11 protein-coding genes are annotated in these 20,584 nt (G+C 71.5%); 9 read left to right on the forward strand and 2 right to left on the reverse strand.

Annotated features, from left to right (window positions below):
- Positions 1-101 precede the first annotated feature (101 nt).
- Complete coding sequence (guaB, locus tag ACZ6ZP_RS32495) at positions 102-1,607, forward strand: IMP dehydrogenase (protein WP_361468404.1); 1,506 nt, start codon at positions 102-104, stop codon at positions 1,605-1,607.
- 160 nt (positions 1,608-1,767) lie between these two features.
- Positions 1,768-2,892, forward strand: a complete 1,125-nt coding sequence (locus ACZ6ZP_RS32500; RefSeq protein WP_351172098.1) for a GuaB3 family IMP dehydrogenase-related protein — start codon at positions 1,768-1,770, stop codon at positions 2,890-2,892.
- 101 nt (positions 2,893-2,993) lie between these two features.
- Here the strand turns inward: ACZ6ZP_RS32500 and ACZ6ZP_RS32505 are convergent, their stop codons facing one another.
- A complete protein-coding gene (locus tag ACZ6ZP_RS32505) occupies positions 2,994-4,247 on the reverse strand; it encodes a nucleotide sugar dehydrogenase (protein ID WP_351172101.1) in 1,254 nt (417 codons plus the stop codon).
- 239 nt (positions 4,248-4,486) lie between these two features.
- Here ACZ6ZP_RS32505 and ACZ6ZP_RS32510 point away from each other — a divergent pair, with 239 nt between their 5' ends.
- A complete protein-coding gene (locus ACZ6ZP_RS32510) occupies positions 4,487-6,193 on the forward strand; it encodes a glycerol-3-phosphate dehydrogenase/oxidase (RefSeq protein WP_351172104.1) in 1,707 nt (568 codons plus the stop codon).
- On the opposite strand, the gene ACZ6ZP_RS32515 is transcribed toward ACZ6ZP_RS32510, so the two are convergent.
- Complete coding sequence (locus ACZ6ZP_RS32515; protein ID WP_469409375.1) at positions 6,190-7,470, reverse strand: serine hydrolase domain-containing protein; 1,281 nt, start codon at positions 7,468-7,470, stop codon at positions 6,190-6,192. The genes ACZ6ZP_RS32510 and ACZ6ZP_RS32515 overlap by 4 nt on opposite strands.
- Before the next feature lie 135 nt (positions 7,471-7,605).
- Between ACZ6ZP_RS32515 and ACZ6ZP_RS32520 the strand changes: the two genes are divergently transcribed.
- The 6 genes from ACZ6ZP_RS32520 to ACZ6ZP_RS32545 all read left to right on the forward strand — a co-directional run bounded on the left by ACZ6ZP_RS32520 (position 7,606) and on the right by ACZ6ZP_RS32545 (position 20,522).
- Complete coding sequence (locus ACZ6ZP_RS32520; protein WP_469409376.1) at positions 7,606-9,873, forward strand: serine/threonine-protein kinase; 2,268 nt, start codon at positions 7,606-7,608, stop codon at positions 9,871-9,873.
- Positions 9,874-10,061: 188 nt separating this feature from the next.
- Complete coding sequence (locus tag ACZ6ZP_RS32525; RefSeq protein WP_469409379.1) at positions 10,062-13,145, forward strand: protein kinase; 3,084 nt, start codon at positions 10,062-10,064, stop codon at positions 13,143-13,145.
- A 218-nt stretch (positions 13,146-13,363) separates the two neighbouring features.
- The gene (locus tag ACZ6ZP_RS32530) at positions 13,364-15,049 is read left to right on the forward strand and encodes a serine/threonine-protein kinase (protein ID WP_469409610.1); all 1,686 of its coding nucleotides are present in this window, start codon (positions 13,364-13,366) and stop codon (positions 15,047-15,049) included.
- Positions 15,050-15,152: 103 nt separating this feature from the next.
- On the forward strand, positions 15,153-16,793 hold the full coding sequence (locus ACZ6ZP_RS32535) for a serine/threonine-protein kinase (RefSeq protein WP_351172115.1): 1,641 nt from the start codon (positions 15,153-15,155) through the stop codon (positions 16,791-16,793).
- Between the two features lie 151 nt (positions 16,794-16,944).
- Positions 16,945-18,732: a serine/threonine-protein kinase gene (locus tag ACZ6ZP_RS32540; protein ID WP_469409381.1), complete on the forward strand. Its 1,788-nt coding sequence runs from the start codon at positions 16,945-16,947 to the stop codon at positions 18,730-18,732.
- A 173-nt stretch (positions 18,733-18,905) separates the two neighbouring features.
- Complete coding sequence (locus ACZ6ZP_RS32545; RefSeq protein WP_366463638.1) at positions 18,906-20,522, forward strand: succinic semialdehyde dehydrogenase; 1,617 nt, start codon at positions 18,906-18,908, stop codon at positions 20,520-20,522.
- Positions 20,523-20,584 lie beyond the last annotated feature (62 nt).

Below are 20,584 nucleotides of genomic sequence, written 5' to 3' on the forward strand. Positions count from 1 at the left end.
ACGTACAAACATGGTCGATGATCTTGATCGTGGAATGAGACACCCTCCGTTCCCGTTAGCATGGACATCCGCACCGATCAAGGCCATTTGGGGAAGGTGTCATGACTGCAAACGTCGACGGAGTGCCCGAGAAGTTCGCGACGCTCGGGCTGACCTACGACGACGTGCTGCTGCTGCCCGGCGCGTCGGAAGTCCTCCCGAACGCGGTCGACACCTCGTCCCGTATCTCCCGCAACGTGCGCGTGAACATTCCGCTGCTGTCCGCGGCGATGGACAAGGTCACCGAGGCCCGCATGGCGATCGCCATGGCGCGCCAGGGTGGTGTCGGCGTGCTGCACCGCAACCTGTCGATCGAGGACCAGGTCAACCAGGTCGACCTGGTGAAGCGCTCCGAGTCCGGCATGGTCACCGACCCGATCACCGTGAACCCGGACGCCACGCTGGGCGAGGCCGACGCGCTGTGCGCCAAGTTCCGCATCAGCGGCGTCCCGGTGACCGACCCGGCGGGCAAGCTGCTCGGCATCGTCACCAACCGCGACATGGCCTTCGAGAACGACCGCAGCCGCCAGGTGCGCGAGGTCATGACGCCCATGCCGCTCGTGACCGGCAAGGTCGGCATCTCCGGCGTCGACGCCATGGAGCTGCTGCGCCGCCACAAGATCGAGAAGCTGCCGCTCGTCGACGACGCGGGCATCCTCAAGGGCCTCATCACGGTCAAGGACTTCAAGAAGGCCGAGCAGTACCCGAACGCGGCCAAGGACGCCGAGGGCCGTCTCCTCGTCGGTGCCGCCGTCGGCGCGAGCCCCGAGGCGCTGGAGCGCGCGCAGGCCCTGGCCGGCGCGGGCGTGGACTTCCTCATCGTCGACACCTCGCACGGGCACAACAGCAACGCCCTGAGCTGGATGTCGAAGATCAAGTCGGGCGTGGGCGTCGACGTCATCGGCGGCAACGTCGCGACGCGTGACGGCGCGCAGGCACTGATCGACGCCGGTGTCGACGGCGTCAAGGTCGGTGTCGGCCCGGGTTCCATCTGCACCACGCGCGTGGTCGCCGGAATCGGCGTCCCGCAGGTCACCGCCATCTACGAGGCGGCGGTCGCGGCGCGTGCGGCCGGCGTCCCGGTCATCGGCGACGGCGGCCTCCAGTACTCCGGTGACATCGGCAAGGCGCTGGCCGCCGGCGCCGACACCGTGATGCTCGGTTCGCTGCTCGCGGGCTGCGAGGAGTCGCCGGGTGAGCTGATGTTCATCAACGGCAAGCAGTTCAAGTCCTACCGCGGCATGGGTTCGCTCGGTGCCATGCAGTCCCGTGGCCAGGGTCGTTCGTACTCGAAGGACCGCTACTTCCAGGCGGAGGTCTCCTCGGACGACAAGCTCGTCCCCGAGGGCATCGAGGGCCAGGTGGCCTACCGCGGCCCGCTGGCCAACGTGCTGCACCAGCTCGTCGGCGGCCTGCGTCAGACGATGGGTTACGTGGGCGCCGCCTCCATCGACGAGATGGAGTCCAAGGGCCGCTTCGTGCGCATCACGTCGGCGGGCCTCAAGGAGAGCCACCCGCACGACATCCAGATGACGGTCGAGGCGCCGAACTACACGAACAAGCGCTGACCCTTCCGTGGAGCGCTGACAGCGCTCCACGCGCGCGTGGGGGCGGTCCGGATTCCCGGGTCCGCCCCCTTTGCGTGCGTCGGGGATACTGGAGCGGCAGACCGAGTGCCGAAGTGCCGAAGAAGTGCGAAGTACCGAAGAAAGCTGAAGGGCCACCCACGTGACTGAGATCGAGATCGGGCGCGGCAAGCGCGGCCGCCGGGCGTACGCCTTCGACGACATCGCCGTCGTGCCTAGCCGTCGTACCCGCGACCCGAAGGAGGTCTCGATCGCCTGGCAGATCGACGCCTACCGCTTCGAGCTGCCCTTCCTGGCGGCGCCGATGGACTCGGTCGTCTCGCCGCAGACCGCGATCCGCATCGGTGAGCTGGGTGGTCTGGGCGTCCTGAACCTCGAGGGCCTGTGGACGCGGTACGAGGACCCGCAGCCGCTGCTCGACGAGATCGCGGAGCTGGACACCGACAACGCGACCCGTCGCCTCCAGGAGATCTACTCCGCGCCGATCAAGGCCGACCTGATCGGGCAGCGCATCAAGGAGGTGCGCGACTCGGGCGTGGTCACCGCCGCCGCGCTCTCCCCACAGCGCACCGCCGAGTTCTCCAAGGCCGTCGTGGACGCCGGCGTGGACATCTTCGTCATCCGCGGGACCACCGTCTCCGCCGAGCACGTCTCCGGTGCCGCCGAGCCGCTCAACCTCAAGCAGTTCATCTACGAGCTCGACGTCCCGGTGATCGTCGGCGGCTGCGCCACGTACACCGCGGCGCTGCACCTGATGCGCACGGGCGCGGCCGGTGTCCTCGTCGGCTTCGGCGGCGGCGCCGCGCACACCACGCGCAACGTCCTGGGCATCCAGGTGCCGATGGCCACGGCCGTCGCGGACGTCGCGGCCGCCCGCCGTGACTACATGGACGAGTCCGGCGGCCGGTACGTGCACGTCATCGCCGACGGCGGCGTGGGCTGGTCCGGCGACCTGCCCAAGGCCATCGCCTGCGGCGCCGACTCGGTGATGATCGGCTCCCCGCTGGCGCGCGCCACGGACGCGCCCGGCAAGGGCCACCACTGGGGCATGGAGGCCGTGCACGAGGACGTGCCGCGCGGCAAGCGCGTCGACCTCGGTGTGGTCGGCACGACCGAGGAGATCCTCAGCGGTCCCTCGCACATCCCGGACGGCTCGATGAACTTCTTCGGGGCGCTGCGCCGTGCGATGGCGACGACGGGCTACAGCGAGCTCAAGGAGTTCCAGCGCGTCGAGGTGACGGTCGCGGACGCGCAGCACAAGCGCTGATCGACTTCTTCTTTAAGAAGGGCCCCGGTACTCGTACCGGGGCCCTTCTTCGTGTGTCGGAGCTCCGTGTGTCAGAGCTTCGTGTGTCGGAGCTCCGTGGGTCAGAGCCGGTGGGCGGCGCCGGCCGGGGTCGCGCCCCTCGTGTCGAGGAGCAGCTGGGCCTTCACGGCCAGACCCTGCAGGTCGTACGTGCGGTGGTGCTGGAGCAGGATCGTGAGGTCGGCGTCGGCCGCCGCTTCGTAGAGGGAGTCCGCGCGGGGGACGGGGTGGCCCAGGACGCTCCAGCTGGGCACGTAGGGGTCGTGGTAGCTGACGGCGGCGCCCATCTCCATCAGGCGGGTCGCGACCTCCTGGGCGGGGGAGCCCTGCTGGTCGGCGAGGTCGGGCTTGTAGGTGACGCCGAGGAGCAGGACGCGGGCGCCGCGGGCGGACTTGCCGTGTTCGTTGAGCAGGGTCGCCGAGCGCTGGATCACGTACCGGGGCATGCGGTCGTTGACCTGCTGGGCCAGTTCGACCATGCGCAGGGGGCGGGCGCCGCGGCCGGGGCCCGGGATGTCCAGGGGGACTCCGTGCCCGCCGACGCCGGGTCCCGGGCGGAAGGCCTGGAAGCCGAAGGGCTTGGTCTCGGCGCAGCGGATGACGTCCCACAGGTCGATGCTCAGGTCGTGGCAGAGCACGGCCATCTCGTTGACCAGGGCCATGTTCACGTGCCGGTAGTTGGTCTCCAGGAGGTGCACGGTCTCGGCCTCGCGCGGGCCACGCGCGCGTACGACCTTGTCGGTGAGGCGGCCGTAGAAGGCGGCGGCCGATTCGGTGCAGGCCGGGGTGAGACCGCCGATGACCTTGGGGGTGCCCGCGTAGCCGTGGGTGCGGTTGCCCGGGTCGAGGCGGCCGGGCGAGTGCGCGAGGTGGAAGTCGCGGCCGGCGCGCAGGCCTGAGCCCTCTTCGAGGATGGGGCGCAGGAATTCCTCCGTGGTTCCGGGGTACGCGGGTGACTCGAGGATGACCGTGGTGTGCGGGCGCAGCCGTGCGGCGAGTGCGCGGGCGGCTTCGGCCACCTGGCTCAGGTCGAGGGAGCGGTCCGCCGCCGGAGGGGTGGGAGCGCAGATGACCGCGGTGCGGACCCGGCCGAGCTGGACCGGGTCGGTGGTGGGCCGGAAGCCCCCCGAGAGCATCCGGCGGACATCGGCGGCGGTGAGGGTTCCCTCGGCGCCGTCGCAGGGCAGGCGGCCGCTTGCCAGGTCGACGGCGCGTACGGGGTCGTAGCCGATGGTGGCGATGCCGCCGGAGACGGCGGCCTGGGCGAGGGGCAGGCCGAGGTGGCCGAGTCCGATGACGGCGAGATCTGCGGGCATGGCGGTGGGCCGTCCTCCCAATAGCCGGAGCGGGACGAGCGCGCAAGCCCTGTGGACAAGGTGGACCAGCGCAATGTCAGACTAGGAGTAAATATGACCGTTATGCGGCATTGCGCTGCGCCGGGCGTCGGAGTGTTGGCCCCGGGTTGTCCACAGGCGGCGGTCGAACAAAGCGGACCCGACCAGAATCTGGGCATGATGTGAGCGCGACCACACCCGACAGCTAACGGGAGGCAGCGGTGAGGACAGCGACCTTGGGGCCGGCGGAGCGTGCCGAGTCACTTGCGGGAATGGCCGAGCGGGAGCTGGATGTCCTGGTCGTGGGCGCGGGAGTGGTCGGTGCGGGCACCGCACTGGACGCCGTGACCCGCGGCCTGTCCACCGGCCTCGTCGAGGCGCGGGACTGGGCGTCGGGCACGTCGAGCCGATCCAGCAAGCTGATCCACGGCGGCCTGCGCTATCTGGAGATGCTCGACTTCGCGCTGGTGCGCGAGGCGCTGAAGGAGCGCGGCCTGCTCCTGGAGCGGCTCGCCCCGCACCTCGTGAAGCCGGTGCCGTTCCTGTACCCCTTGCAGCACAAGGGCTGGGAGCGGATCTACGCCGGATCGGGCGTCGCGTTGTACGACGCCATGTCGATGTCGCGAGGGCACGGCCGAGGCCTGCCCATGCACCGCCACCTGACCCGGCGCCACGCCCTGCGCGTCGCCCCGTGCCTGAAGAAGGACGCGCTGACGGGGGCCATGCAGTACTACGACGCGCAGATGGACGACGCGCGCTATGTGGCCACCCTGGTGCGCACAGCGGCGGCGTACGGCGCGAAGGTCGCCAACCGCGCGCGGGTCACGGGCTTCCTGCGCGAGGGCGAGCGCGTCGTCGGCGCCCGGGTGCAGGACGTCGAGGGCGGCGGGGAGTACGAGGTCCGGGCCAAGCAGGTGGTGAACGCCACCGGCGTGTGGACGGACGACACCCAGGCGATGGTCGGCGAGCGCGGACAGTTCCACGTCAGGGCCTCCAAGGGCATCCACCTGGTCGTGCCCAAGGACCGGATCAACTCGACGACCGGGCTGATCCTGCGGACGGAGAAGAGCGTCCTCTTCGTCATCCCGTGGGGACGGCACTGGATCGTGGGGACCACCGACACCGACTGGGACCTGGACAAGGCGCATCCGGCGGCGTCCAGCGCCGACATCGACTATCTGCTCGAGCATGTGAACTCGGTGCTCGCGGTGCCCCTTTCACGCGACGACGTCCAAGGGGTGTACGCCGGCCTGCGACCGCTGCTCGCGGGCGAGTCGGACGCCACGAGCAAGCTGTCGCGCGAGCACACGGTGGCACATCCGGCGCCCGGCCTCGTGGTCATCGCGGGCGGCAAGTACACGACGTACCGAGTAATGGCGAAGGATGCCGTGGACGAGGCGGTGCACGCGCTCGACCAGCGGGTCGCCGACTGCGTCACCGAGGACATTCCGCTGGTCGGCGCCGAGGGATACAAGGCGCTGTGGAACGCGCGCGCCAGGATCGCCGCCCGCACCGGGCTCCATGTGGTGCGCGTGGAGCACCTGTTGAACCGGTACGGCTCGCTGGCCGAGGAAGTCCTCGAGCTCGTCACGGCCGACCCCACGCTGGGCGAGCCGCTCCAGGCCGCGGACGACTATCTGCGCGCCGAGATCGTCTATGCCGCCTCGCACGAGGGGGCACGGCACCTGGACGACGTGCTGACCCGGCGCACGCGCATCTCGATCGAGACGTTCGACCGGGGCACGCGCAGCGCGCGGGTCTGCGCGGAGCTGATGGCGCCGGTCCTCGGCTGGGACAAGGACCAGGTGGAGCGGGAGGTGCAGCACTACGAGAAGCGGGTGGAGGCGGAGCGGGAGTCGCAGCGGCAGCCGGACGACCTGACGGCGGACGCGGCGCGGCTGGGCGCACCGGACATCGTGCCGCTCTAACCCCGGGTTGAGCGCCGGGGACAGAACTCAGCCGTCAGGAGTGTCCGTTCGAGGCCCGGGTCGGCTATCGCGTCCGTGTTGACCCGGAACGTGAGGACGCGGTCGCCGTCGCGGGTGGCCGCGGTGCGCACGTAGCTTCCGGGGATGCGTCCGTTGTGGCCCCAGACCGTGGTGCCGCAGGGCAGCTTCTGCGGGTAGAGGCCCATGCCGTAGCGGCCATCCGCCGCCCGGGTGTTGAGCATCTGGCGGAGCTGGGGCGCGGGGAGCAGCCGGCCGGCGAGCAGGGCGGCGTAGAAGCGGTCCAGGTCGGTGAGCGTGGAGATCAGCTCGCCCGCGGCGCCCGCGACGCTCGGGTCGAGGGCGGTGACGTCCTGGCCCTCGCTCGTGTACGCGCGGCCGTGCGGGGACGGCAGCGTGGTGCGGGTGCCGGGGAAGGAAGTGCCGGACAGACGGAGGGGGGTGATGATGCGGCGTTCGGTCTCGGTGGCGTACGAGCGGCCGGTGACCTGCCTGATCACCATGCCGATGACGACGTAGTTGGTGTTGGAGTACGACCAGCGGCCGGGTGTGGTCGCGGGGAGGGCGAGGGCGGTGCGGACCGCCTCCGTCGGAGTGAGGGGGACGAGGCCTTTGGTGCCGGTGGTGTAGTCCGCGAGGCCGCTGGTGTGGGTGAGCAGGGAGCGCAGCGTGAGGGTGCGGCCGTCGAGCCCTCTGCCGCGGATGAGGCCGGGCAGATGGCGGTCCACGGGGTCGGACAGGGACAGACGCCGTTCGGCGGCGAGTTGGAGCGCGACCGTCGCGATGAACGTCTTGGTGATGCTGCCGGCGCGGAAGTGGTCGGTGCGGCGGATGCGGATGCGGTCGGCGTCACCGGTGCCGCGCGCGCCGGGGAGTCGGCGGGCGCTCTCGGTGTCGGCCCCGCTGCCGCTACTGACGTCGCTGCCGCCCTTGCCGTTGCCCGTACCGGTGTTGGGTGTCGGGGTTTTGTCCGTGCCTGTGGTGGTGTCGGCGGCGGTGAGCTGGTCGGCGTGCGCGAAGTGCCAGCGGGGCCGTTGGGCCCTCTGCTGTCCCGTTTGTGGGTCCGGGGCATCCGGCACGGGCGTTGACCAGGAGGCTTCGCGGGCCAACAGAGCCGCGGCGGGGGCCTTGCCTCGGGTGACGAGCAACGGAAGAGTGGCGTCCGTGGCCGGTTTCGAGGCCGGCGGCGCACTGGCGGAAGCCAGGCCGATGAGGGCCACCACAAGGGGTATGGCCAGCAGTGTCCGTTGATTGGGCATGGCGGTCCCTCCCTGTGCGGAGCCCATCATGAGGGACGTTGGACCCTGGGCGTAGACCGGTCCCGAAGTGAGGGACAATGGAGGCTCTGTCAGGGCGGGTTGCGCGGGTAGCAGCGGTAGCAGCAGAGGGGACGCATGTCGGACGCGGAGCAGGCGGGTCAGTCCCGCCAGGACAAGAGCGAACGTCTCCTCTCCGGGCGCTACCGGCTGGGAGAAGTGCTCGGCCGCGGCGGAATGGGAACCGTCTGGCGCGCCAAGGACGAGACACTCGGCCGGACCGTCGCGGTGAAGGAACTGCGCTTTCCCTCGAGCATCGACGAGGAGGAGAAGCGCCGGCTCATCACGCGTACGTTGCGTGAGGCCAAGGCGATCGCGCGGATCCGCAACACCAGTGCGGTCACCGTGTACGACGTGGTCGACGAGGACGACCGGCCGTGGATCGTGATGGAGCTCGTCGAGGGCAAGTCGCTCGCCGAGGCCATTCGCGAGGACGGGCTGCTCACGCCGAGGCGCGCGGCCGAGGTCGGCCTCGCGGTGCTCGACGTCCTGCGGTCCGCGCACCGCGAGGGGATTCTGCACCGTGACGTGAAGCCGTCCAACGTGCTGATCGCCGAGGACGGCCGGGTCGTCCTCACGGACTTCGGCATCGCGCAGGTGGAGGGCGACCCGTCGATCACGTCCACCGGCATGCTCGTCGGAGCGCCCTCGTACATCTCGCCGGAGCGGGCGCGTGGGCACAAGCCGGGCCCGGCGGCCGACATGTGGTCGCTGGGCGGTCTGCTGTACGCGGCGGTGGAAGGCGTTCCTCCGTACGACAAGGGGTCGGCGATCGCGACCCTCACCGCGGTGATGACCGAGGACGTCGAACAGCCGACGAACGCGGGCCCCTTGGAGAAGGTCATCTACGGCCTGCTCGCCAAGGACCCCGAGCAGCGGCTCGACGACGCGGGGGCGCGTGCGCTCCTGGTCGACGTGATTCACGCGCCCGAGGTCAAGGACGAGCCGGAGCCGGTCGACGCGACGAAGGTCGTGCCGTTGCCTCCGGTGCCGCCGACCTTGGGGAAGCGGTTCGGCAAGGGCAGGAGCAAGAGCGGCGTCGGCCGTGCGGCCGGGGCGGGTGCGGCGGCCGGTGGCGCAGCTGCGGGTGCTGTCGGCGGCGCGGGTACCGCTGGTGCCGCGGGTTCTGCTGGCGCTGTGGGTGCCGCGGGTGCTTCTGGTGCGGCGGCCACGCCCGAGTCCGCCGGGGCCTCCGGGACCACTGAGTCCTCCGTGGACTCCGGTGGCCGTAAGGGCGAGGAGGCCGCTGAGCGGCTCAAGGGCGCGCTCCGGTCGGTGCGGAAGGCCGCGGCCGCGGCCACCACGCGGGGTGCGGGGGCGGGCGCTGGCGCCGGGGCGGCTGCTTCCGGTTCTGCTTCGCCTTCCGGCGCCGGCTCAGGAGCCGGTACCGGTTCTGGCGCGGTGGCGGGGAAGCCGTCGCGTTCCGGGGCGGCCGGAGCAGCCGCAGGGGCGGCTGCGTCTGCACCCGCATCTGGTTCTGGTTCAGGTTCTGGGTCTGTACCTGCTTCCTCCGCTTCCGCTCCGCCGGTTCCCGCCACGCCACCGCGTGCGACGCCGCCCAAGGCCTCGCTCACCGACGTGGTGCCCCGGCGCACGCTGGTGATCATCTCGGTGGCCCTCGTGCTCGCGGTCCTCGGGACCGTGCTGGCCTTCGCCCTGAACAGCGGGGACGAGAGCGGTGGGCAGGACAGCAAGGGCGGCGGGGACAAGGCCGCGTCCAGCGGGGCGACCGCGGGCAGCGGCAAGCAGGACAAGGAGGAGGAAAAGAACACCGGGCAGGACGACGCCGAGAAGGACCGGGACAAGACGGAAGCCAGCGCCGGTTCGGGTGCGAGCCCCGGTACGGACGAGAGCAAGGACCCGGGCGAGGGCGACGACGACAGTGGCAAGGACCCCGGCAAGGAGCCGGGCGCCGGCGCCGACTCGACGTACAAGCACTCCCAAGGTTTCTCGGTGGGCCTGCCCAAGGGCTGGAAGTACCAGACCACGGCTGCCGCGGGCGCGCGTTTCACCGGTCCTGACGGGCAGAAGCTGCTGATCGGCTGGACCCCCACCCCCAAGTCCGACCCCGTGGGCGACTGGAAGAAGCAGGAGTCGTACATGGTCCGGTCGCAGTACAAGCGGATCCGGATAGAGAAGGTCGACTACCGCGGCTGGAACACGGCGGACTGGGAGTTCACGTACGTCGACGGCGGCACGAAGTACCGCTCGATAGACCGCGGCTTCGTCGTCAACGGCAGTCTGGGCTACGGAATGATGTACACGGCCAAGGCTGACAAGTGGGACAGCGCCGAGCGCAAGGACACGTGGAAGACCTTCACGAAGTCGTTCGAGCCGAAGAAGTAGCGGCGGCCTGACGGGGAGTCCGCGGAACAGCCCTGACGGGGAGTCCGCGGAACAGGTCCCGGCGAGATCTCGAATCCCCTCAATGTGGTTTGCCTCCGGCACGTATCGTGAGTGCCTGCGGACCGTACGCAGCCGCAACAGGGCGTAAGACGAACGGAATTGACCACCGGGCGGACGGGGGAGGCGTCGTGGACGAATACGCGGGGCGGGTACTCGCCGACCGCTACCGCCTGCCGCTGCCTCCCGCGGACGAGTACGAACTCGCCGAGACGCGGGCCTTCGACACCTACAGCGGGCAGGAAGTCCTGGTCAGGCAGGTCCCCTTGCCTGAGGTCGTCGACGCGGAAGTGCTCGAGCTCGACGAGCGCGACCTCCCGGAGGGAGAGCTTCCGGCGGGGTTCGTGAGCGCGGGGGCGGTGCGGCGGCCGTCGGCGCGTACGACGCGGAGGCCGTCGGACCCGGCCGTGCGGCGCGCGATAGAGGCGGCGCAGGCCGCCGCGCAGATTCCCGACCATCCGCGGCTCGACCAGGTCTTCGACGTGTTCGCCGAGGGCGGTTCGCTGTGGATAGTCAGCGAGTTGGTGGCGGCGAGGCCGCTGGCAGCGCTGCTCGCGGACCGGCCGCTGAGCCCGTACCGCGCGGCGGAGATCGCGTCGGACGTGGTGACGGCGCTGCGGGTGCTGCACGCGCACGGCTGGGTCCACCGGAACATCACCGCCCGCACGGTCCTGGTCTGCGACGACGGCCGGGTGGTCCTCACGGGCCTGGCGGCGGGCGCGGCGGAAGAGGCGCTGTGCGGGTACGACCCTCGCCCCGAGGAGTTCCTCGCGGGGTTCGAGGACGGGGCTGGTGCCGGTGCCAGTGCTGGTTCCGGTGGCGGGTCCGATACGGATGAGCCCGATGCCGGGCAGCCCGACCAGGCCCATGAGGTCGAAGAGGCACGCCCCAGCGCCATAGCCGCGTATCGCGCCGGGGCTCGGGCCGCGGCGCGGGTGAGCGAGGACGAGGGGCGGCGCGGCCCGGCCGCGCCGGGTGGGGAGTTGCCGGGGCCCAGGGGCGGTGAATCGGCGCAGGTCGAGGGATACCAGGGACATCAGGGACCTCAGGGCTACGAGGGCTACGAGGGGTACGACGATGAAGGGCCGCGCGGGTACGGCGCGGAGGGCGGGAGCGGGGGCGGCAGCCGCAGCGGGGGCCGTGACGAGGCGGAGGCTGCCGGGCGCATCCTGGACCCGTATGGCGTCGGGGAGACGAAGCAGTGGCACGGGGCCGTGCCGAGGAGCCGGGGCACGGGGGCGTCGAACTCCGGTGCTGGTGCCGGTGCTGGTGCCGGTGCGGGCAAGGGCGTTGGGGGTGCTGGGGGCGTTGAAGGGGTTGGCGGGGCGCCTGGCCGCCGGGCCGGGCGTGGATTTGATGGGCAGGGGCTTGGGGGCGGCCGGGACGAGCTGACCCAGCCGGGTCAGCTGGGCCCCGCCGGTGACCGTGGCAGGCGGGGCGCTAGGTCCGGCTCCGGCCACGACGCCGGCTCCGGCCACAACTCCGACCCCGGCACCGGCTACAGCTCCGGCACTGGCTACAGCCACGGCACCGGCTCTGACTACAGCCACGGCTCCGGCATCGGTTACAGCCAGGGCTCCGGCTCTGACTACAGCCAGGGCTCCGGCTACGGAGGACAAGGCTTCAGCCCCGCGTCCCGGCACGACGCCCCGGCATCCACCCCCAGCCACACCCAGCCCTCAGCCACACCCACCCCCGCTCCTGCCACCCCCTCCACATCCGGCCACAGCTACTGGGACGCCCTCGTCGCCGAGCGGAGTGGGGCCCGGCGTGGGCCCGCCACCGCCCTCGCCGCCGAACGCGCCCGGCATGCGCGCATGACCGTGGTCGGTGGCGTGACCGAGCGGTGGGCGCCCGAGCAGGCCGGGCCCGTGCACGAGAACTGGCAGCTTGCCCCGCCCATCGGGCCCGCCACCGACCTCTGGGCGCTGGGCGCCCTGCTGTTCCGGGCCGTGCAGGGCCACGCGCCCTACCCGGAGGAGAGCACCTTCGAGCTCGTTCAGCTGGTGTGCGCCGAGCCGCCCGCCTTCGCGGAGGAGTGCGGTCCGCTCCGGCCCGTCGTCGAGTCGTTGCTGCGCCAGGACCCCACCGAGCGGCTCGACTTCGAGGAGCTGAACGGCTGGCTGCGGTCGCTGGTCCGCTCCGCGCCCGAGCCGGAAGCCGGTGTGAACGTCGTGCCCGCGCCGCCGTTCGACGCCAGGCGGCTGCCCGTCGTACGCCGTCGCGGTGATCTCGTACGCCGCAAGAAGCGGCGCGCCCCCGCGCCCGCCGCCACGCCCAAGCCGAACTCCCGGCAGAACGGGCGCCGCAAGCACAAGCAGCACAAGCGGGGGCGGGAGGCCAGGCCGGTCGCCCCGGCTCCCGCGGCCGCCTCCGCCGCCGCGTTCGGATCCGCCTCCGCCTTCGCGTCCGGACCCGCACCCGCACGCGCGGCCGCACCCCCGCGCGCACCCGCGCCCAAGCGCGGCGGGACGGGGCGGCCGCGTTCCCTGGGGCGCCTGCTGCTCATCCTCATCCTGGTCGGGCTCGTCGCGGCCGTCGCGTACGCCGTGGCCTTCATGCCCAAGGCGGGGGAGAACGAGGGCAGCGATCGCGCGGGCTCCGCAGGGGACCCCGGCACCAGCCAGTCGCCCGACCCCGGCAGCAGCTCAAGCGCCAGGCCCAGCGAGGACGGCACGTCCGACAAGCCCGATGACAAGCCCAGCGACAAGCCCGAGAAGAGCCCCGACTCGCAGCAGCCGCAGACCAGCGGGCCCGAACTGCCCAAGGGCTTCACGCTCCGCAAGGACGCCGAGGGCTTCCGGGTCGCCGTCGCGAGCGGCTGGGACCGGCAGCCCAAGAACGGGCGGGGGCAGGTCGTCTACACGCAGGGCGACTTCGAGCTGATCGTCGTGCCGGGGCGGGACGGCACGGACGAGTACGGCAGCGACCCGATGAAGTACCAGCGCGAGCACGAGCGTGAACTTCAGCCCTTCCGCGACTCGACCTGGGCGGAGTCCTCCGGGATGCGCAGGATCGATGTGGGCGGACGGGTCATGGGTGAGGGGCAGTTCACCTGGCAGGGGCCGGGCGGCGGCGAGGTCTTCGTACGCAATCTGGCGATGATCGTCGGCGGGAAGTACCACGTCGTGCAGATCCGGGGGCCCGAGTCCGAGCGGGACGAGGTGGACCGGTTCTACGAGCAGGCATCGGCGACCTACCAGGTCACCGATTGATGCCGTCCGATCGCCTTGATGCCATCCCGGCGCCGCTCGGCAGACACCATCTGTCCCTTTGAGCACGGGATTTGACCGTTCTTCGGCCACAGTGGGCGAATCGGTTTCACTGCGTGACGCATCACAGTGAGGTCTCCGAGTACCCCGGAGGTTCCCCGTGCGCCACCCGCTACCTAATCTGGGCCTTGTCAGAACCAATGCGGGGGATCGTGAATCAGATGCAGGGCCTGCTCCTCGCGGGCCGCTACCGGCTCGGAGAGTCCATCGGCCGCGGCGGCATGGGACGGGTGTGGCGCGCACGGGACGAGGTGCTGCACCGGGCCGTCGCCGTAAAGGAGCTGACGGCTGCCCAGTTCGTGGCGGAGGCCGACCGGGCGGTCCTCTTCGCGCGTACGCACGCGGAGGCGCGGGCCGCGGCCCGGATCAACCACCCCGCGGTCGTCACCGTCCACGACGTCCTGGAGTACGACGACCGGCCCTGGATCGTGATGGAGCTGGTCGAGGGCTGTTCGCTCGCGGACGCCGTCAAGGAGCAGGGCCGCATCGACCCCGTCGAGGCCGCCCGCATCGGCCTGTGGACCCTGAAGGCCCTGCGCGCCGCGCACGCCGCCGGGGTGCTGCACCGTGACGTCAAGCCCGGCAACGTGCTCCTGGCGAACGACCGGCGCATCCTGCTCACCGACTTCGGGATCGCCGCGATCGAGGGGGACTCGACGATCACGCGGACCGGCGAGGTCGTCGGCTCCGTCGACTATCTGGCGCCCGAGCGCGTCAGCGGCGCCAACCCCGGGCCCGCGTCCGACCTGTGGGCGCTCGGCGCCACGCTGTACACGGCGGTCGAGGGGAACTCCCCGTTCCGGCGCACGTCCCCGCTGGGCACCATGCAGGCCGTGGTCACGGAGGAGCCCGCGCCTGCCGAGCACGCGGGGGCGCTCACCTCTGTCATCAGCGCGCTCCTGCGCAAGGACCCGAACACCCGCCCGACCGCCGAAGTGGCCGAGTTGATGCTCGCCGAGGCGGCGGAGGGGCGGCAGCCGAGCGCGGCGCAGGCGTACGTGCCGACGCAGGTCCACGCCACGTCCCAGCAGCCACAGCACCAGCAGCCACAGCACCAACAGGCTCAGCACCAGCAGCCACAGCACCAGCAGGCTCAGCCACAGCCGCAGGCCTACCACCCCGCGGAGTCCGGCACCCTCGTCAACGGGAGCGGCGCCCACGCCCCGGTGCCCCACAACTCCGGCACCACCGTCGTCCCGGGCCACACCCACCAGCCCTCCGACCACCCCGCGAGCCGCCCCCCGAAGCGCCGCAAGTGGCCCGCGATCGTCGCGGCCGTCGCGGCGGTCGTGCTGCTCGGCGGCGGAACCGCCGGCTACCTGTACTACGCGGACGGCGACGACGGCCGTACGGAGCAGTCCAGTGGCGGAAAGCCGGGCAAGACCGTCGGTGGCATCCCCGACGACTGGCAGCGGGTGAAGGACGCCGAGGGCTTCAGCCTCATGCTGCCCAAGGGCTGGGAGCGCGAGGTCGACGGAAGCCAGATCGACTACACCCCCGACCATGGGCGGCACTTCGTACGCATCGGCATCGACCGCAACTCGACGTTCGAGAGCCCTTACACGCACCAGCTGGAGCTGGAGAAGGGCCTGAGTCCCAAGCTGCCCGGCTACAAGCGGCTCCAGCTGGACCAGAACACCTACCGCGACCGGGCGGGCTCGCTCTGGGAGTTCAGCTGGACGGCGGGGGCGAACGACACGACCGCGGGTCCGCGTCGCGCCATCTCACAGACCTATCTCAGCCGTGACGGCGTCGAGTACGCGATTTACATGTCGTCCCCGGCCGACGACTGGAACAAGGCACGCCAGCAGTTCGACGCGATACTCCGGGGCTGGCGGGAGGGCTGAATGCGGCCGACCGCAACCGGGGTGGCTGGGACGGGCGGCCTGAACCAGCCCGCCGCTCAGGCCCACAGGGTCCGTCCGCACACGTGTGGGGCATGATGGCCGCATGGGGAGCGTGGGGGACAACGCCCGGGTCATAGCTGGCCGTTACCGCCTGGATGTGCGGCTCGGCAGGGGTGGCATGGGCGTGGTCTGGCAGGCCACGGATCAGTTCCTCGGCCGCAAGGTCGCCGTCAAGGAACTCGTGCTCGACGACACGCTCTCCGAATCCGACGCGATGCAGCAGAGCGAGCGCACCCTGCGCGAGGCGCGGGCGGCCGCGCAGCTCAGGCATCCGCACATCATCGTCGTCCACGACGTCGTCGTGCAGGGCGAGCATCCGTACATCGTCATGGAGTTGATCGAGGGCGGTTCGCTGGCCGGGCGGATCGCGCGGTCGGGTCCGATGAACGCGCGTGCGGTGGCCCGGATGGGCATCGACCTGCTCGGCGCGCTGCGCGTCGCGCACGCCGCCGGGGTCCTGCACCGCGACATCAAGCCCGCGAACGTCCTCATGGAGGAGGCCACCGGGCGCGTCGTCCTCACCGACTTCGGGATCGCGCAGGTCAGCGGGGCGACGACGCTCACGGAGATCGGGTCGTTCGTGGGATCGCCCGAATACACCGCGCCCGAGCGGATGTCGGGCGAGCGGACGGGGCCCGAGTCCGACCTCTGGTCGCTCGGCGCGCTCCTCGTGGCCGCGCTCACCGGCGAGTCGCCCTTCCGCCGTGACTCGATCAGCGGCGTGCTGCATGCCGTCGTCTTCGACGAGATCCGTCCGCCGCCCGCCGCCGCACCGCTGCTGCCGGTCGTCCTCGGCCTCCTCGAACGCAACCCGGACCGACGGCTCGGTCTGGACGACGCGGAGCGGCTGCTGCGGACGTACGTCGAGACGGGGCGGATGCCGTCCACGCCCGCGGGCCGGGCCGGCGGTCAGCCGTCGGCGCTGCCGGGCGGGCGGCTCGGCGGCTACACGCCCACCTACCGTGACCTGCCCACGCGTCCGCCCGAGCACCCGGCGGGCGGCTCCCGGCGCCGGCGCCGGGTCGTGCTGATCGCCGCCGCGCTGGTGGCCGCGGTGGCCGGGGCCGCGGTGTCCGCCGTCGCGCTCCTGATGGGCAGGGACGGCGACGGGGGCGGTACGCCCACGACACCCTCGCGGAGTTCGCAGACCGCGCAGACGCAGACGGTGACCCCGACGCCGTCGCCGACCCCGACGGTGACGGTCACGCGCGGCTCCCGCACGCCGAAGCCCTCCACGCCCGAGGCCCCCGAGGGCTACCGCGTCGCGGAGGACCCCAGGGGCTTCACGCTCGCGGTGCCGGACGGCTTCACTCGCCGGGTGGACGGGCCCCGCACCTTCTACATGTCGCCCGGTGAAACGTTCCGCATCGGCATCAAGGAGTCGGCCCCGGAGCCGGGCGGCCCGCTCGCGGTGCAGCGGCGCTCCGCCGCCAAGGGCCCGCAGAACAACCCCGGTTACCGGGACGGCGAGGTCACCGAGACCTCGCACAACGGACGGCCCGCGGCCCTCTGGGAGTTCAGCTGGGACGGCTTCACGGAGGCGGAGGGCGAGCGGCAGACGTACGACCTGTGCTGGGAGGAGGGCGGCCGGATGTACGACGTGTGGGTCTCGGCGCCGGTCGGCATGGCGGAGGAGGGCAGGCGGTACTTCGACACGGCGGTGGACTCGTTCGTACGGAACTGAGGATGCGCGTCGTACGCGGCTGAGGGTTCGCCTCGTACGAGGCCGGCGGTTCGCGTCGTACGCGGCCGGGGATTCGCCCGGCGCATCACCCCTGTCACAAGTCAGTGACCCGAGTGGAACCGGACACCTCCGGCAGGGTACTGATGTGGGCATGAGTAATGACGGGGGACCCAACCACGGCCCGTACGAGCCCACCAGTTTCGGCCTTCAGCCGCCCCAGCGGCAGCCGTACGGCCAGGACGGCAATCCGTACGCGCAGGAGCCGCACCAGGCGCAGCACCCGCAGCAGCCCTCGCAGGCGCAGCCCCCGCAGTCGCAGCAGCAGACCGCGCAGTACTCCGCGGGGCCGCAGCAGCCCGCCGCGCCGACGCCGCCCCCGTCGCCGTACGCACAGCCCACCCAGGTGGTGCCGAACCAGCCGTCCGAGACGGACCCGGGAGCGGGCCGCCTGATCGCGGGCCGCTACCGCCTCCTCTCCAAGCTCGGCCACGGCGGCATGGGCACGGTCTGGCGCGCGAAGGACGAGACGGTGGACCGCGAGGTCGCCGTCAAGGAACCCCGCATCCCCGACCACCTCCCCGAGCGCGAGCGCGCCAACGTCTTCGAGCGGATGCGCCGCGAGGCGCGCGCCGCGGCCCGCCTCGACCACCCGGCCGTGGTCAACGTCCACGACGTGGCGGTGGAGGACGGCCAGCCGTGGATCGTCATGGAGCTGGTCCAGGGCCGCTCGCTGGGCGCCGCGCTCCAGGAGGGCACCCTGGGCGCCCGCGACGCCGCCCGGATCGGCCTGGAGGTGCTCGGCGCCCTGGACGCGGCCCACCAGGCGGGCATCCTGCACCGTGACGTGAAGCCGGACAACGTGATGCTGGGCCAGCACGACCGCGTCATCCTCACGGACTTCGGCATCGCCCAGATCGAGGGCGAGACGAACCTGACGGACACCGGCGGCTTCGTCGGCTCGCCCGAGTTCATCGCCCCGGAGCGGGTGCTGGGCCAGCGCCCCGGCCCGGCGTCGGACCTCTGGTCGCTGGGCGTGGTGCTCTACGCCGCGACGGAGGGCGTCTCTCCGTTCCGCCGCAACAACACTCCCGCGACGCTGCAGTCCGTCCTGAACGCGACGCCCGCGGCGCCGGCTTCGGCCTCGGGCCCGCTGGCGCAGGCGATCAACGGGCTCCTCAGCAAGGAGCCGGGCCAGCGCCCGCGCGCCGCGCAGGTCCGCGCCCTCCTGGAGGAAGCGTCGAAGCCGCCGGAGGTGGCGCCTACGCGGGTCGTCCAGGTCGGCGGGGGCGGAATCGGCGGCAGCAAGGGTGTCACCCTCGGCCGGAAGGCCCTGCTGGGCATCGGCGCGGTCGTCGTGGCCGCGGCCGTGGCGGCGTACCTGGTGATCGCCGACCCGTTCGCGGGGCCGCTGCCCGACGGTTGGAAGGAGCAGCAGGCGAAGGAGCTCGGCGCGACGGTGGCCGTGCCCGCGGGGTACGTGAAGTCGGTGCCGGAGGCCGACGCGGACGCGAAGGACCACTGGGTCACGTACACCGACCCGAGCGGCAGCGTGTGGGTCACCCTGAGCCTCGACAAGAAGTCCGAGGACGACTCGGACGAGATCTCCGATTCCGCCGGCTCCGAGATGTACGACGACAACGGCGAGTTCAAGGAGTCCGGCAACTACGAACTCGGCATGGCCTCCGATCCCGCTCCCAAGAGCAGCCCCGAGGACGAGGTCAAGTACAAGGAGAAAGAGGCCGCGCAGAACACGGTCGTCTACAACACCACGGACTCCGAGAATCCGCGCCCCCGCGAGCTCAAGGCCTTCTACTACAAGACCACGTCCGGTGACATGTACAAGTTGCTGATCGGCTACCCGGGCAAGGGCGACTTCACCGCCCGTGGCCGCGAGGTCGCCAAGACCGCCATCGCGAACCTGGAGATCGACAAGCTCTGACCCGGCCCCTTCCGCGCGCGCCGTCGAAATTGCCGACCCGTTGTTGATCAACTCCGGTTAAGCCCCTGATCAGGGGCTTTGCCGCCAGCGATCGCTGGCATCGTGTGTCTGTGCGGTGAAAGCTGATTACCGACGGGTACCCAAAACCCTGACCTGGGCCTACGCTCACCTCCATGACGGACTCGCAGGCCACCGCAGCGCCCCTCGGAACGAACCCGATAGCCACCGCCCCCCAAGGCGCGCGCACCGCCGCCGACGTGGTGACTCCCGAGCTCATCGCGCAGCTCACCCGGGACGTGGTCGGTACGGGCCGGACCGCCAACCACACGCCGTTCACCGGCGAGAAGCTGGCCGACCTGCCCGAGTCCACCCCCGAGGACGTGGCGACCGCCTTCGAGCGCGCCCGCGTGGCCCAGGTCGCCTGGGAGCGCACTCCGGTCCGCCGCCGCGCCGCGGTCCTGCTCCGCTTCCACGACCTGGTGCTCCAGCGCCAGGCCGAGGTCCTCGACCTCATCCAGCTGGAGACCGGCAAGGCCCGGCTGCACGCGCACGAGGAGCTCCAGGCCGTCGCCGTCGCCGCCCGGCACTACGGCCGCAAGGCCCCCGCGTATCTGAACCCCAAGCGGCACACCGGAGTCGTACCGACCCTCACGAAGGTCACCGAGAACCGGCAGCCGCGCGGTGTGGTCGGCCAGATCGCGCCCTGGAACTACCCCCTGGAACTGTCCATCGGCGACGCCCTTCCCGCGCTCGTCGCGGGCAACGCGCTGGTGATGAAGCCCGACACGGAGACCTGCCTGACCGCCCTGTGGGCGCGGGACCTGATCATCGAGGCAGGTCTGCCCTCCGAGGTCTTCCAGGTCGTCCTCGGCGAGGGACCCGTCGTCGGGCCCGAGATCGTCAAGCACGCCGACTACGTCTCCTTCACCGGCTCCACCCGCGTCGGCCGCGAGGTCGCCCAGGGCGCGGCGGGCCGGCTCGTCGGCGTCTCGCTCGAACTCGGCGGCAAGAACGCCATGCTGGTCCTGCACGACGCCGACATCGACAAGGCGGCGGCGGGCGCGGTGCGCGCCTGCTTCTCGTCGGCGGGCCAGCTCTGCATCTCCATCGAGCGGCTGTACGTCCACGAGGCGATCGCGGACGAGTTCGTGGAGCGCTTCGTGGCGCGGACGAAGGCGATGCGGCTCGGCCGCTCCCTCGCGTACGGCGCGGAGATGGGCTCGCTGGTCGGCGAGCGGCAGCTGGAGACCACCAGGCGTCACGTCGACGAGGCGGTCGCCAAGGGCGCAACGCTGCTCGCGGGCGGCGTCGCACGTCCCGACATCGGCCCGTTCTTCTTCGAGCCGACGATCCTGGACGGCGTCGAGTCCCCGATGGCGGTGTGCGGCGAGGAGACCTTCGGTCCGGTCGTCTCCATCTACCGCTTCACCGACGAGAACGAAGCGGTCGAGCTCGCCAACTCCACGTCGTACGGCCTGAACTCCTCGGTCTGGACGAAGGACGGCAGCCGCGGTCGCAAGATCGCGGCCCGCCTGCGCACCGGCACGGTCAACGTGAACGAGGGCTTCGCGCCCGCCTACGGCAGCGTGCAGTCGCCGATGGGCGGAATGAAGGACTCGGGCCTCGGCCGCCGGCACGGCTCCGAGGGCATCCTGAAGTACACCGAGGCGCAGACCGTCGCGCACCAGCGCCTGATGCCGCTCGCGCCGTCCTTCGGCATGGACGACGAGAAGTACGCGGCGTTCATGAGCCTGAGCCTGAAGGTCATGAAGTCCCTGCGGCTGCGCTAGCAGGGAGCCGAGCGTGGGTCCTCAAGAGCCGTTCTCTAGGGGTTAGTTCTCAACGAGGAGAG

The sequence above is a fragment of the Streptomyces sp. NPDC054047 genome (assembly GCF_055585065.1).

Coding starts and splice junctions, on each gene's coding strand:
- ACZ6ZP_RS32515 (WP_469409375.1), bottom strand. CDS start 7,470: ATGCCCAATCAACGGACACTGCTGGCCATACCCCTTGTGGTGGCCCTC.
- ACZ6ZP_RS32520 (WP_469409376.1), top strand. CDS start 7,606: ATGTCGGACGCGGAGCAGGCGGGTCAGTCCCGCCAGGACAAGAGCGAA.
- ACZ6ZP_RS32505 (WP_351172101.1), bottom strand. CDS start 4,247: ATGCCCGCAGATCTCGCCGTCATCGGACTCGGCCACCTCGGCCTGCCC.
- ACZ6ZP_RS32545 (WP_366463638.1), top strand. CDS start 18,906: ATGACGGACTCGCAGGCCACCGCAGCGCCCCTCGGAACGAACCCGATA.
- ACZ6ZP_RS32530 (WP_469409610.1), top strand. CDS start 13,364: ATGCAGGGCCTGCTCCTCGCGGGCCGCTACCGGCTCGGAGAGTCCATC.
- ACZ6ZP_RS32535 (WP_351172115.1), top strand. CDS start 15,153: ATGGGGAGCGTGGGGGACAACGCCCGGGTCATAGCTGGCCGTTACCGC.
- guaB (WP_361468404.1), top strand. CDS start 102: ATGACTGCAAACGTCGACGGAGTGCCCGAGAAGTTCGCGACGCTCGGG.
- ACZ6ZP_RS32540 (WP_469409381.1), top strand. CDS start 16,945: ATGAGTAATGACGGGGGACCCAACCACGGCCCGTACGAGCCCACCAGT.